Here is a 14392-nt window from a genome sequence, read left to right on the forward strand (position 1 = left end):
ACAAAAAGGACACACCGTGACAGGTGTGTCCTTTTTGTTATATGATATGAAGCTTAGACCTTCTCGATGGTGATGCTCCAATCGGCGGTCATGGCCTCGTCCGGCTCCAGCACCTCGTGCCGGCCTTCCTCGTTGACGCTGTTGGCCCAGCCGTTCCAGGGCTCCATGCACACAAAGCTCTCGGCATCCTGCTGCCACAGCACGGCGTGGTCGAAGCTGTCGTCTGCATCCACAGTCACCTTGTGGCCGTTACCGCTGTCGGTGAGGGTCATGGGGAACTGTACGCCGGTCAGCAGGCGCACGCTGTTGTCGGCGCCTTCCTTGCGGGTGAGGGTGATCTTTTCCGGGGCAGCGGGCTGCTCGCCCTTGGCGCTCTCGGAGCAGGTGGCACAATGGATGTCAAAGTCCACATTTTCCAGCTTGGAAGCCTTGAAGTAGGGGTGGAAGCCAAAGCTGAAGGGCATGTTGGTGTCGCCCTCGTTGATCACGGTCATGTTGATGGCGGCAGTATTGCCCTCAAGGTTATAGTTCATCAGCACGGTGAAATCGAAGGGATAGAGGAACTTGGTCAGCGGGGTGGACTCCAGAATCAGGGTCACGCCGTCCGGGCCGACGCTCTCCACATCCCATGCGCACAGGTCGGCAAAGCCGTGGTTCTCCATGGGGTATGCCTTACCGTCGAAGATATGCACGCCGTTATCGGGCAGGCCGCAGTTGGGGAACAGCACCGGCACGCCGAAGCGGGGACGGTTGCACTCGGCAAAATTGGGGTGGCGGGTCCAGATGTACTCCTCGCCGTTCAGCGAGAAGCCGGTGATCATGCCGCCGCGCTCCGGGGTGATGACCAGCTCGGTCTTTGCCTCGGCATCGGTGATGACATACTGCTCGTAGCAGGCACCGTTTTCGGTGACGTAACGGGTGGTGATCTGATTCATAAAATATACCTCCTGTTTTAACCCTCTCAGTCTGTTCGCAAGCTCACAGCCAGCTTCCCCAAGGGGGAGCTTTTTGCGCTTTATCTCAAGGCGATGTCGGAGAGGGTTCAGTCCTTCTGATGTTCTTTTAGCTTTTCAAAATAATAATCAATGCCATAGCGGATGAGATATTTTATGACCCTTGCAATAACGGCCACGATAGCGGCAAAAATGCCGCCATAAAGCAGGAACGCATAGATCATCATACGGGTGGCCATAGCCATAAAAACACATCCCTTCCGTTTTCATGCACAAAGAGGCTGCCGTACAGCCAAAGTGCCATACAGCAGCCTCGAAACGATTACAGAACGACGCCGTCCTTGAAGATGGAGATCTCGCGGAAGCCGTGCTTCTCGGCCTTGGTCTGCTCGCCGCTTGCAACGCGGATGACCAGATCCAGCAGGTCCTTTGCAGCCTCGTCGATGGTCTTTTCGCCATCGGCGATCACGCCGGTGTTGAAGTCGATCCAGCCGGATTTCTTCTGGGCCAGCGGAGTGTTGGTGGAGATCTTCAGGGTGGGAGCCGGGGCCGAGAACGGAGTGCCGCGGCCGGTGGAGAACAGGATCAGGTGTGCGCCTGCGGCGGTCATGGCGGTGGCGGAGACCAGATCGTTGCCGGGGCCGTACAGCATGTTCAGGCCCTTGGTGACAACAGGATCACCGTAGCCGATGACATCCATGATGGGGGCGGTGCCGCCCTTCTGCACGCAGCCGCAGCTCTTGTCCTCCAGCGTGGTGATGCCGCCCTGCTTGTTGCCCGGAGAGGGGTTATCGTAGACCACCTCGTTGTGGCTGATGAAGTAATCCTTGAAGCCGTTGATCATGTGCTCGGCCTTGACAAAGACGTCATGGTTGATGCAGCGATCCATCAGGAAGCCCTCAGCACCGAACATCTCAGGCACCTCGGTCAGCACGGTGGAACCGCCGCGCTGGCCCATCATGTCGGAGAAGCGGCCGATGGTGGGGTTGGCGGTGATGCCGGACAGGCCGTCCGAGCCGCCGCACTTCATGCCCACCACCAGATCGGACACGGGGATGGGCTCACGCTTGAACTGACCGGCATAAGCGGCCAGCTCCTTGAGGATATCGCGGGCAGCGGTGAACTCGTCGTCCACCTCCTGACAGGTGAGGAACTTCACACGGTCGTGGTCGTACTCGCCCAGCTCTTCCACGAACTGATCGTGCTGCAGGTTCTCGCAGCCCAGATGCAGCACCAGAACGGCGGCAGCATTGGGGTGGCGCACCAGCGCAGCCAGCAGTTTGCGGGTCTGTGCATGGTCGTGGCCGGTCTGGCTGCAGCCGAAGGGATGGGTGAAGGTGTACAGGCCCTCGATGGAGCCGGTGACCAGATCCTGATTGTCGGCAACGATCTTCTTGGCGATGTCGTTGACGCAGCCCACGGTGGGGATGATCCAGATCTCATTGCGGATGGCAGCGCGGCCATCCTTGCGGCGGAAGCCCATAAAGGTCTCCGGCTCGACCTTGGGCAGGGGAGCCAGATCCGGGGCGGGGTTGTAGCTGTACTCCACCTCGCCGGACAGGTTGGTGTGCACGTTATGGGTGTGCATCCAGCTGCCGGGAGCGGCGTCGGCGGTGGCGTGGCCGATGGGGAAGCCGTACTTGATGACGTTCTCGCCGTTCTTGATGGGCTTGACCGCCATCTTGTGGCCCTGCGGAATGTCCTCCAGAGCAGTCACGGAAAGACCGTCCACTTCCACCAGCGTGCCCTTGGCAATGGGGTGCAGAGCAACGACCACGTTGTCGATGGGGCTGATATGAATTGCCTGCGGCATAGTTGTTCTCCTTGTTGACAATTAAAAGCACAAAAGGGAATGAACCCTCTCTGTCATCGCCATGCGATGCCACCTCTCCCGAAGGGCGAGGTCTTTGCGATGAAAACTTTACGTTTCCGCAAAAGCTCCCCCCTCGGGGGAGCTGGACGCGAAGCGGACTGAGAGGGTTCACACCTCAAAGCAATGTTTCTTTTAAACGATCAGGCTTACAGGCAGCTCTTGTAGGCAGCCTCAGCACCCTCGGTGCGGATCTTCTCGAGGTCTGCCAGAACAGCGGCCTCCAGACCCTCGATCTTGGTCAGATCCTGATCCCACATCTGGGTGTTGGTCAGCACAGCGTGCACCAGCTGGGCAGCGGTGTCGTCCTTGTGTGCATAGTAGAAGTCCAGAGCCCATGCGTCATCCTGGATCTTGTAGGTGTTGCCGGCGGGGCGCTTGCAGATCAGGCCGTCCGCGGTACGCTCCTGAATGTCGTTGGAATAGAAGGCAATGTAGGCTGCCAGAGACATGGTCAGGCACTTGGGCAGCTGCTTCTGCTCCTCGATGTAAGCCAGGAAGGAAGGCATGTTGCGGGCCTTCCACTTGGAGGTGGAGTTCAGGGAAATGCTCATCAGCTCATGGTTGACGAAGGGGTTGTTGAAGCGGTCCTCAACAGCGGAGGCAAACTCTTCCAGATCCTTCTTGTCCAGCGGCAGGGTGGGGATGATCTCCTCGTGCAGCATCTTGTTCATGAAGCCGCGGATGGTGTCGTTGTGCATGCAGTCACGCACAATGTCGAAGCCGGCCAGATATGCGCCCAGAACGAAGCCGGTGTGGGCACCGTTCAGGATGCGGACCTTGCGCTTCTTGTAGGGGGTAACATCGGGCACGACCATGACGTTGACGCCGGCCTTCTTGAACGGCAGCTTGTCCTCCAGCTCTGCGGGACCCTCGATGACCCACACGCCGAACACTTCGCCCACGTCCAGAGCGGCATCGTGGTAGCCGTTGGCCTCTTCCATGGCAGCCAGTTCCTTGGGATCGCGGATGCGGCCCGGAACGATGCGGTCCACCAGAGTGGAGCAGAAGGTGTTTGCGTTGTTCATCCAGTCGATGAAAGCAGGCTCCAGATTCCAGTCCTTTGCGTAGTTGTTGCAGCACTTCTTCAGCTCTTTGCCGTTGTTGTCGATCAGCTCGCAGGACAGGATGACCAGACCCTTGTCAGCAGCACCGTTGAATGCCTTGTAGCGCTCGAACAGCACGCGGGTCAGCTTTGCGGGGAAGCTGTTGGGAGGAACCTGATCGAACTGGCTGTCGCCCTGCGTGTAGGCGATGCCGGCCTCAGTGGTGTTGGAAACGATGGTCTCCAGATCGGCAGAACGTGCCAGTTCCAGCACTTCGTCCCACTTGCCGTCGATGTAGGGGCACACACAGTCGGACACGCAGGAGATCACGCGCTTTGCATCGACCTTCTGGCCCTTCTCGCTGCCGCGCAGGTACAGGGTGTACAGGCCCTCCTGCTCGTTGATCCAGTCTGCCATCTGGGGGAAGTTGCTGATGGGCTGCACCAGCTTGACCTTGCCGTTGTAGCCGGCCTTCTCGTTTGCGATGTCATAGAAGTAATCCACGAAAGCACGCAGGAAGTTGCCCTCGCCAAACTGCATGACCTTGACGGGTGCATCCTTCAGGATGTAGCCGTTGTAGCCGGTGCCTTCCAGAACCTTGTAGTTCAAAGTTTCCATCTTGTTGATCTCCTTTATAAACTTGCTTTGCTTATCAGAGAGCCTCTTTATCTGCCCTCTGTTCCTTACCCTATTTTATGCTGTTGTATACAAATAAGTCAAGGGCTTTGTGCAATATTTTTAGCCCAAAGGTGCCATTTTGGGGCATTTCCAGCGAAAAGCACAATTGTGTGCTAGAAAATTTGTCACTTTTTCAGTTGTATACATGCGAATTTTCCGCTATACTAAAAGTAAGACGAGTTTGCCCGTGCAGGCGGGTGTCCCGTTGTACACAACGTTTGACTATTTTCTAACAAACATCGATCAGAGAAAAGGAGTTATCGACCCATGAAAGCATTTATGGATAAGGACTTCATGCTCCAGTCTGCCACTGCGCAGCATCTGTACCACGACTACGCTGCGGATATGCCTATCTGCGACTACCACTGCCACATCCCTCCCCGTGAGATCTACGAGAACCGCCGCTTTGAGAACATCGCTCAGGTGTGGCTGGGCGGCCGCAACCCGGACGGCAGCTACTTCGGCGATCATTATAAGTGGCGCGTGATGCGTTCCAATGGTGTGCCCGAAGAGTACATCACCGGTGATAAGCCTGACCGCGAGCGCTTCCAGAAGTTTGCAGAGGCTCTGCCCATGGCCATCGGCAACCCGATGTACCACTGGACCAATCTGGAGCTGCATGTGTTCTTTGGCTACGAGGGCGTGCTGAACGGCGATACCGCTGAGGAAGTCTGGAACCTGTGCAACGACAAGCTGCAGCATGACCCCAAGCTGACCGTCCGCGGCCTGATCGAGCAGTCCAACGTTGCCTTCATCGGCACCACCGATGACCCCATCGATGATCTGTACTGGCACAAGAAGATCAAGGAAGATCCCACCATCAAGTTCACCGTGGCTCCTTCCTTCCGTCCCGATAAGGCCATCAACATCAACAAGCCCGGCTTTGCAGAGTACATGGGCAAGCTGGCCGCTGTTGTGGGCAAGGAGAAGCTGGCCTGCATCGACTGCGTGACCGATGCCCTGACCAAGCGCATCGAGTTCTTTGCCGAGATGGGCTGCCGCGCTTCGGACCACGGCCTGGATTACATCCCCTACCGTGAGGCTGCTAAGGAAGAGGTCAACGCCATTTACCAGAAGGTGATGAAGGGCGAGACCTGCACCACCGAAGAAGCTGAGAAGTACCAGACCTACATCCTGATCCATCTGGGCAAGCAGTATCACCGTCTGGGCATTGCCATGCAGATCCACTACAACTGCCTGCGTGGTGTGAACCGCAAGATGAACGCTCTGCTGGGACCCGACACCGGCTATGACATGATCAACACCGCTACCTGCGGCGGCGAGATCGCAAGCCTGCTGAGCGCCCTGAACGACACCGACGAGTGCCCCAAGACCATCATCTACAGCCTGAACCCCGCCGACGACGCACAGATCGGCACCATTCTGGGCTGCTTCCAGAACAGCGAGGTGCCGGGCAAGATCAGCACGGCTCCGCATGGTGGTTCAACGACCACAAGATCGGCATGGAAGAGCAGATGACCCGTCTGGCAAGCCTGGGCCTGCTGGGCAACTTCGTTGGCATGCTGACCGACAGCCGCAGCTTCCTGAGCTACACCCGTCATGACTACTTCCGCCGCATCCTGTGCAACATCATCGGCCAGTGGGTCGAGGATGGCGAGTATCCCAACGACGAGAAGTCTCTGGAGAAGATCGTCAAGGGCATCTGCTTCGACAACGCAAAGCGCTACTTCAACCTGTAAGAAGCTCTGCCTGAACTGAATAAGGCAATAGAAAGCCCCCGGAACGGATCACCGTTCCGGGGGCTTTTGCGTAAACAGAAGAGCTTTACTTTACAAGGCTGCGCAGCACGACACGCGCAGTGGAAACATCGGAACCGAGCAGGGTGTCGTAGACATTCAGGACGTCCCGGATGGCCTGCAGGTTGTCCTTGGTCAGGGTGTAGGTCTTGGTGGAGCCGTCCCTGCCGGTAAAGGTGGCGGTGACGCTCTTGGCGGCAAGCCACTCGTTCAGCCAGCCGGTCTCGTCGTCCATGTCGAACAGCTCATAGGCGAACCATGCCTTGAGGTCGTTGTCATAGCCGCCGATGAACTCTTCACCACAGGTGAAGTCGTAGTAGTTATCCTCGGTCTCTACCCGAACAGATTTCATGTCCAGCTTTTTATCGCCGAAGTAGGTCATGCCCAGACTGAGATAAACGGTGGGATCATCGTTGGTAACGAACAGGTAGGGGTACAGACCGCAGGAGGCCTTTTCCATGCTGGCCTCCTCGTAGGGAGAATCGATCTGCCAGCCCTCGGCCTCGCTGTCATAGGTGACAGTGAGCTTGGACAGGGTAGAGCGCAGCTGTGCCTCCGACACCGCATTGGTCACAGAAAGCTCTGCCGGAGCAGGCTCGTCCGGAAGGGCGGGGGTCAGGGCAAAAGCGGAGACGCCGCCCATCAGGATGGCGGCGGTGCACAGGCAGGCGGCACCGCGCTTGAACAGTCCGGTCAGTTTCATAAGAATCTCCTTTCGCTTCACAGAAATGCTTTTTCTCTGTCCAGAGCATACCAGATTTTACGGCCTCTGACAGCAAAACGGCATGAATCGCCCTTCAGATGCATCAAAACGACCGTTCAGATGGTGTGCAGTGCGGATGAAAACGGCTTCTTACACCTGATGATTTTCCAGCCAGTCGGTCATCTGCTGGGCAATGCCCTTGATGCTGCCCTCCTCAAAGGGAACTTTCAGCCCGGCAGTCTCCAGAAGCTCGGTGTAGCTGGCCGTACCGGCGCGGCGCACAAGGCGCAGATAGCGCGCCCATGCATCCTTGTGGTCGGTCAGGCTCAGCAGGAAGAACTGCAGCGCGGCCATGGTGGACAGGCAGTAGTCGATATAATAGAAGGGGCACTCATAAATGTGCAGCTGGCGCTGCCAGCCTGCGCCCCGGCCATAGAAGGGCAGATTGTCAAAATCGATCCACGGGCGGTATTTCTTTTCCAGCTTGAGCCACTCGGCATTGCGTTCGTCGGGGGTCAGGTCCGGATTCTGGTACATGATGTGCTGGAACTCGTCCACCTCACAGCCGTAGGCAAGGAACACGAAGCTGTCCTCGGCGTGCAGCAGGGCGTATTTGTCGGTATCCTTGCCAAACAGCAGATGATGCCACGGCGCAGTGAGAAACTCCATGGCCATGGAGTGGATCTCTGCACTCTCCATGCCGGGGCATTCCAGATCGGCGGGGATGGCGGGGTCACGCTCGGCTACATAGCCCTCAAAGGCGTGGCCGCATTCGTGGGTCAGCACGTCCACATCGCCGGAGGTATCGTTCCAGTTGGCAAAGATGAAGGGGGCCTTGTAGCTGGGCAGACTGGTCATATAGCCGCCGGACATCTTGCCGGGGCGGCTCTCCACATCGAACAGCTCGTTGTCCTGCATAAAGTCGATGAACTCGGCGGTCTCGGGGCTCAGCTCGTGGTACATGGTGCGGGCGGCATCCATGCGGGCCTTGTAGCCGGGGATGGGCTTGGGGTTGCCGTCCCGGAACAGAATGGGCAGGTCGGTAAAGGCGGGATGGGCGATGCCGGTGCGCTTTGCGCGCAGGGCCATCACCTTCTGCAGCTGAGGCACCACATCGTTTGCGACCTGATCGCGGAATTTCCGGATCTCCTCCGGGCCGTAGCCGATGCGGTTCATGCGGACGTAGGAGAGCTCGCTGTAGTCGTGATAGCCCATCACCCGGGCCTGTGCATTCAGGTTCTGGACGATCTGACCGTACAGCTCGTCCAGCTCGGCACGGTGGGCGTCAAAGTAACCGGCCTCGGCTTCGTAGGTGGCACGGCGCACAGCGGGGTTCAGATCTTCCTTGTAGGGGCCCAGCTGGGGGATGGTGAGCTGTTTGCCGTCCAGCTCCACCAGTGCACCGCCGTAGATCTGCTGGTAGCGGCTCACCAGAGCATTGAACTGCTGCTGCAGCTCCACGGTGCGGTCGTCCATGCTGAGGACGGCGTTCTTCATGCCGGCCACGCAGGTGGTGCCGAATTTTTCGGTCAGGGCGTCCACATGGGGATTTGCCAGAAATGCCCGGCTGATCTCCACGCTGGCGTTGGTCACGGCGGGGCCGTTGGCATCAAAGAAGTCCTGCTCGGCCTTCCAGTAAGCGTCGCGGGTGTCGCAGGTGTAGTGGATGTTGGCAAGGTTCGCGGCGGTGTTGTACTCTGCAAAGGCTTCGCTCTGCTCATAGTAGAGCCGGACAAGGGCATCGCCGTCCGGTGCGGCAGCGGCCTTTGCGGCCAGCTCCCTGCACCGGGCCAGCAGGGCATCAATGTCCGGGCGGGTATAGGTCATTTCGTTGAATTTCATCGGGAAACATTCCTTTCCGGGAGAGAACTCCATATTTAAGGTTAAACTCATCTTACCACGTTATGCGGCAAATGAAAAGAGGATACAGGCCAAAACCCGGCAGATGCTATGCACAACTGCTAAAAATTGGTGCTGCGTTTTAGCAAAGTTATCCGTTGATATGGTTGCAAGGCCGCAGAAAAAAGACTATAATAAAGCCATCAACAGAGTAAGACCATGTGCGTTAAGTGCCGCATCAACGGGGAGTTGTGCTGTGGACGAAGGTGTACCCGCGGTGCATGGTCTGCATCCCGCTGCTGCATGGACTTGGGTGCAGGCGAGACGGCTTGCGTCCCGCCCGGAAGTGAAAGTTGTTGGATTCACGCCCTCCTTTGTGCGGTTTGTCACAGGGAGGGCGTTTTTGTTTGTGCAGACCGCCCACCCGGTATTCCTTTTGCAAGGAGGACAGTTGATATGAACAACTCGAAAAATTCCGTCCGTACGCTCACCATGCTGGCCCTGCTGGTGGCAATGAGCATCGTGTTCAGCCGGGTGCTGAGCATCTCCACCGGCTTTGTGCGGTTCAATCTGGGCAGCCTGCCGGTGCTGCTGGCAGCGCTGCTGTTCGGCCCGGGAGCAGGCTTTGCCGTGGGCGCTGTGGCCGATATGATCGGCGGCGTGCTGGCAGGCTACGCCATCAACCCGCTCATCACGCTGGGCGCAGGTGCCATTGGTCTGGTGGCGGGGCTTGCATGGCAGAAGCTGCCCGGGCTGCGCACCGGCCTGCGGCTGCAGATCAGTGTACTGCTGGGACACTTTGTGGGTTCCATGGTCATCACCTCGCTGGCACTGCGCATCTTCTACGGCTACCCGTGGGCAACGCTGGCCGTGCGCATCCCCAATGCACTGATCCTGGCTGCAGTGAACACCGTGCTGCTGCGCATCCTGCTGGAAAACCGTGCCCTGATGAAGATGGTGAAGAAATAAAGGCTTTCCGTATCTGCAAAATAAAAATTCGTCTAAAATAGTGATCTCGAAAAGAGGCATTACAATGAACTACGAACAGGCAATGGAATACATCCACGCCGTCCAGTGGGCCGGCCACAAGCCCGGCCTGACACGTACCCGCACCCTGCTGGCCGCACTGGGCGACCCGCACAAACAGCTCAGATTCGTGCATGTTGCAGGCACCAACGGCAAGGGCAGCACCGCCGCCATGATGGCGTCCTGCCTGCAGGCCGCAGGCTATCGGGTGGGTCTGTACACCTCGCCCTTCATTAACCGCTTCAACGAGCGCATCCAGGTCAACGGGGTGCAGATCCCGGATGAAGAGCTGGTGAGACTGGTGGAGCAGGTAAAGCCTGCCGCCGACACCATGGAGGATGTACCCACCGAGTTTGAGATCATCACGGCGCTGGGAATGCTCTATTTTGCCCAGCAGAAATGTGAGATCGTGGTGCTGGAGGTGGGCCTTGGCGGCACGCTGGATTCCACCAATGTCATTGATGCCCCGGAATGCGCAGTCATCACGGCACTGGGCATGGATCATGTGAAGGAGCTTGGCCCCACCCTTGGGGACATCGCTGCCGCCAAGGCGGGGATCATCAAGGAAGGTTGTCCGGTGGTGAGCTATGGCGGTGTGCCGGAAGCGGACGCCGTGATTCGCCGCGTGGCAGCGGAAAAGCACGCCGAGCTGACCGAGGTGGATTTCAGCAGGCTGAAATACGAGGGCGGCAGCCTTGACGCCGTGGAGTTCGACTTTGACGGCCTGACCGATGTGCACCTGCCCCTGATCGGCAGCTACCAGCCCCGGAATGCGGCGCTGGCGGTCACGGCTCTGCGGGTGATGCGCGCCCATGGCTGGGACATTCCGGAAAGCGCCATCCGCACAGGTCTGGAAACGGTCAGCTGGCCGGGCCGGTTCGAGCTGCTGCGGCACGCGCCCGCCTTCCTGCTGGACGGCAGCCACAATGCCCATGGAATGCAGGCCACGGTGCAGAGCCTGAAAGACCGTTTCCCGGGGCAGAAGTTTGTTTTTCTGGTCAGCATCATGGCAGACAAGGATGTGGACCAGATGCTGAGCCTGCTGGCTCCGCTGGCCGTGCGGTTCGTCACGGTGACGGCACACACGCCCCGGGCAATGCCTGCCGAGGTGCTGGCAGAACACATCCGGGCCTATGGCTGCAGGGCAGAAGCGGCCGACTCCATCGAAGCAGGCGTGGCCCGGGCGGTGGAGCTGGGCGGCGAAGGCCCGGTGTGCGCACTGGGAACGCTGTATTTCTCCGGCGATGTGCGGAACGCATTTGCGGAACTTGTGAAGGGCTGACGATTTAAAATGGCTCCGCGTGCGCTGCGCCATCATCAGCGGAAAAATTATTTTTAGTATTTGCAACTCCGGAAGATCTGCGGATCTTCCGGAGTTGCTTTTTCACGGAAAAAGTTGATTCTTGTGCAGAGAGCGGTCGCGTGGGACAGGCTTAAGGGCTTTTATAAAATTCTTCTCCGTCGGTGACGCTCCGCTGGGCCAGAGGCAGGGAGGGGTGTTTCGAGTCCCCCCTCCCTGCCTCTGGACTCCACCCACCCCGCAACGAGAAAGGGGCTGCACGCCCCTTTCAGACCCCAAAGCTGTTGGGCTCCATACAAAAAATCCAAGTCGCTCCGCTAAAGGATTTTTTGTGTTGCGCCGATTTCAAGGCCCCTCAGTCGCTGCGCGACAGCTCCCCGCAGGGGAGCGAGCGCCAGCAGATGCAGCTGCTCGCCACGGCCCCTTCCCGTGAAAAAGCAAATCAGGAATGACCGCAGTCATTCCTGATTTGCAAATATAAAAATAATTTTCTGCTGAAAATGCCCAGAGTGAAACGGAGGGCATTTAAATGGCTAGGCCTGCGATAGCACAGACAAAAAGAAAAAGCGGTGACTCGTGCAGGTTGAGTCATCGCTTTTCTTGCCCCTTGCGGGGCAGGCAGGGTAAATGATAAGAAGGTAAATGAAGAAAATAGCAAAAATAAGGAACAAAGCGCGATAATGAGCGAAAAACCGCTCTGAGAAGTTCATGTATCCAACACTGCAGCTTTGTTGGATACAACATACCACTTTTTAAATAAAAATACAAGCCCTTTTTTTGATTTTTCACCAAAAGACGTCCGAAAAAACTCATTTTTGGAGGAACGCACAAATTTGACGAAAAGTTCCCGGCAAACTGACGAACAAGCCCAAAAGGCAGCAGAAACACCCCGGATGCCGCGCAAAAAATACACAGGATACGACAGTTCTTTACAAGCGTCGGCCTGTGTGTTATGATGGATACATTCAATGGGGAGTCTGCCCTGTGTGCGGCAGACGGCGTGCAGGGGAAAAGAGGCCCGGCACGGGGGAAAGGAGCATATCAATGGAAAATCAGACGGTGAGCGGAACAAAAAAGCCGCTCTTCGGAGGGCGGAGGCCGCTGTTCACACAAAAGGAACTGCTGCTGCTGACCGGCCCGCTGCTGGTGGAGCAGCTGCTGGAAGTGACCGTCGGCATGGCCGATACCATGATGGTGTCCCGCTGCGGCGAGGCGGCTATTTCGGGCGTCAGCCTTGTGGACATGATCAACAACCTTATCATCGTGCTGTTTGCGGCGCTGGCCACCGGTGGCGCGGTGGTGGTGAGCCAGTTTCTGGGCGCACGGGAGCAGAAGAGTGCCAACGAGAGCTCCGGCCAGCTGATCCTGCTCAGCGGTCTGTTCGGGCTGCTGGTGGGCGCATTCTGCTTTGTTCTGGCCCGGCCCATGATCCGGCTGTTTTACGGTGCCATTGATGCCGATGTGCTGGACGCCAGCGTGCTGTACCTGCGCATCATCGCCATCAGCTATCCGTTTCTGGCACTGTATAACGGCGGCGCGGCACTGTTCCGCAGCATGGGCAACTCCAAGATCTCCATGCAGATCAGCTTTTTGATGAATGTCATCAATATCGTGGGCAATGCAGTGTGCATCTTCGGCCTGAAAATGGGAGTGGACGGCGTTGCATGGCCCAGCGTGGTGTCCCGCGTGGTGGCGGCGTTCCTCATCCTGCGCAGATGCTACCAGAAGGGCAACGCCCTCACGGTGCCCAAGACCACCCGTCTGGACGCAAGGATGACCCGGCGCATTCTGGGCATCGGCATCCCCTCTGCATTCGAGAACAGCCTGTTCGAGGCCGGACGCATTCTGGTGGTGAGCATGATCTCCACCTTCGGTACGGTGCAGATCGCGGCCAACGCGGTGGCAAACAATCTGGACGGCATGGGCGTCATCCCCGGCAAGGCCCTCAGCCTTGCCATGATCACGGTGGTGGGGCGCTGTGTGGGCGCGGGAGACAGCGAGCAGGCAGTCTACTACACCCGCAAGCTCTCCCTGTGGTCCTACATTGCAATGGGCCTTTCCAACGGTGCCATCCTGCTGTTTTTGCATAAGCTCATCGGCATCTATGCGCTGTCCGGTGAGACGATGGTGCTTTCCGAGACGCTGGTGCGCATCCACGCGGGCTTTGCCATCCTGCTGTGGACCCTGTCCTTTGTGCTGCCCAACGCACTGCGCGCCGCCAATGATGTGAAATTCACCATGCTCGTGTCCATTCTGAGCATGGCCGTGTGGCGGCTTGGCTTCAGCTATCTGCTCTGCGTGCGGATGGGCTGGGGTGCTGTGGGCGTATGGATCGCCATGGTCATCGACTGGATGTGCCGTGTCACCTGCTTTGTCATCCGCTTCCGCAGCGGTGTATGGAAGAACAAATATCACGCATAACATAAAGGAGTACAGCATGAAACTGATCAGCTGGAATGTCAACGGTCTGCGCGCCTGCCTGACCCACGGCTTTGCCGAGAGCTTTGCGCAGCTGGATGCCGATATCTTTTCGGTGCAGGAGACCAAGATGCAGCCGGGACAGGCAGATTTTGCCCCGGAGGGCTACACGGAGTACACCTATTCCGCAGAGAAAAAGGGCTACTCCGGCACGGCCTGCTGGTGTCGTGAGCAGCCGCTGGCCGTGACCACCGGCATCGGCATCGAGGAGCACGACCACGAGGGCCGGGTGCTGACGCTGGAATACCCGGCGTTCTGGCTGGTGAACTGCTACACCCCCAACAGTCAGGACGGGCTGAAGCGTCTGGACTACCGCATGGAATGGGAGAACGCCTTCCGCGCCTACCTGCTGGCGCTGGATGCGAAAAAGCCGGTGATCCTGTGCGGGGACCTGAATGTGGCCCATACGGAGATCGACATCAAAAATGCAAAGACCAACCGCATGAGCGCAGGCTTCACCGATCAGGAACGCGGAAAAATGACCGAGCTGCTGGATGCCGGCTTTGCCGACAGCTTCCGTGTGCTGCACCCGGACGAGGTGAAGTACAGCTGGTGGAGCTACCGCTTCCATGCCCGGGAAAAGAACGCGGGCTGGCGCATCGACTACTTTATCGTATCCAGCCGCATCGCCGACAGGATCCGGGCGGCAGAGATCCACAACGAGATCTTCGGCTCGGACCACTGCCCGGTGGAGCTGGACATTGACCTGTAACCTGTAAAAAACGCCTGCTCTCCCGGAAAG

The 14392-nt window shown here is 58.0% G+C and carries 10 protein-coding genes, 1 pseudogene and 1 riboswitch; of the genes and pseudogenes, 5 read left to right on the plus strand and 6 right to left on the minus strand.

Going from position 1 to position 14392, the window contains the following annotated elements; genetic code table 11:
• Positions 1-53: 53 nt before the first annotated feature.
• From ACKXF7_RS06365 to ACKXF7_RS06380, 4 genes are all read right to left on the minus strand, one after another.
• On the minus strand, positions 54-935 hold the full coding sequence (locus ACKXF7_RS06365) for an aldose epimerase (protein WP_423742453.1): 882 nt from the start codon (positions 933-935) through the stop codon (positions 54-56).
• A 107-nt stretch (positions 936-1042) separates the two neighbouring features.
• On the minus strand, positions 1043-1198 hold the full coding sequence (locus ACKXF7_RS06370) for a hypothetical protein (protein ID WP_423742454.1): 156 nt from the start codon (positions 1196-1198) through the stop codon (positions 1043-1045).
• 77 nt (positions 1199-1275) lie between these two features.
• Positions 1276-2766 carry a UxaA family hydrolase gene (locus tag ACKXF7_RS06375; protein WP_005944146.1) on the minus strand — a complete coding sequence of 497 codons (1491 nt, stop codon included), beginning with the start codon at positions 2764-2766 and terminating at the stop codon, positions 1276-1278.
• 206 nt (positions 2767-2972) lie between these two features.
• Positions 2973-4487 carry a tagaturonate reductase gene (locus tag ACKXF7_RS06380; RefSeq protein WP_423742455.1) on the minus strand — a complete coding sequence of 505 codons (1515 nt, stop codon included), beginning with the start codon at positions 4485-4487 and terminating at the stop codon, positions 2973-2975.
• 327 nt (positions 4488-4814) lie between these two features.
• Here ACKXF7_RS06380 and uxaC point away from each other — a divergent pair.
• Positions 4815-6247 (plus strand): annotated as a pseudogene (gene uxaC, locus ACKXF7_RS06385) (glucuronate isomerase).
• 85 nt (positions 6248-6332) lie between these two features.
• Here the strand turns inward: uxaC and ACKXF7_RS06390 are convergent.
• Both ACKXF7_RS06390 and ACKXF7_RS06395 read right to left on the minus strand, forming a co-directional pair.
• Entirely contained in the window at positions 6333-7007 is a 675-nt protein-coding gene (locus tag ACKXF7_RS06390) for a hypothetical protein (protein ID WP_423742456.1), read from the minus strand.
• A 150-nt stretch (positions 7008-7157) separates the two neighbouring features.
• Entirely contained in the window at positions 7158-8849 is a 1692-nt protein-coding gene (locus tag ACKXF7_RS06395) for a M3 family oligoendopeptidase (protein WP_423742457.1), read from the minus strand.
• A gap of 202 nt (positions 8850-9051) precedes the next feature.
• Positions 9052-9147, plus strand: a riboswitch (THF riboswitch).
• A gap of 155 nt (positions 9148-9302) precedes the next feature.
• Here ACKXF7_RS06395 and ACKXF7_RS06400 point away from each other — a divergent pair.
• The 4 genes from ACKXF7_RS06400 to ACKXF7_RS06415 all read left to right on the plus strand — a co-directional run bounded on the left by ACKXF7_RS06400 (position 9303) and on the right by ACKXF7_RS06415 (position 14362).
• Positions 9303-9815 carry a folate family ECF transporter S component gene (locus tag ACKXF7_RS06400; protein ID WP_348584936.1) on the plus strand — a complete coding sequence of 171 codons (513 nt, stop codon included), beginning with the start codon at positions 9303-9305 and terminating at the stop codon, positions 9813-9815.
• Between the two features lie 64 nt (positions 9816-9879).
• The gene (locus ACKXF7_RS06405; protein WP_423742458.1) at positions 9880-11154 is read left to right on the plus strand and encodes a bifunctional folylpolyglutamate synthase/dihydrofolate synthase; all 1275 of its coding nucleotides are present in this window, start codon (positions 9880-9882) and stop codon (positions 11152-11154) included.
• Positions 11155-12216: 1062 nt separating this feature from the next.
• A complete protein-coding gene (locus ACKXF7_RS06410) occupies positions 12217-13593 on the plus strand; it encodes an MATE family efflux transporter (RefSeq protein WP_423742460.1) in 1377 nt (458 codons plus the stop codon).
• Between the two features lie 16 nt (positions 13594-13609).
• Positions 13610-14362 (plus strand): exodeoxyribonuclease III, encoded by a 753-nt coding sequence (locus tag ACKXF7_RS06415; protein WP_423742461.1) that lies wholly within the window; start codon positions 13610-13612, stop codon positions 14360-14362.
• Positions 14363-14392: the final 30 nt, after the last annotated feature.

This window comes from Faecalibacterium sp. 7 (assembly GCF_049562865.1).
Classification (GTDB): domain Bacteria; phylum Bacillota; class Clostridia; order Oscillospirales; family Ruminococcaceae; genus Faecalibacterium; species Faecalibacterium wellingii.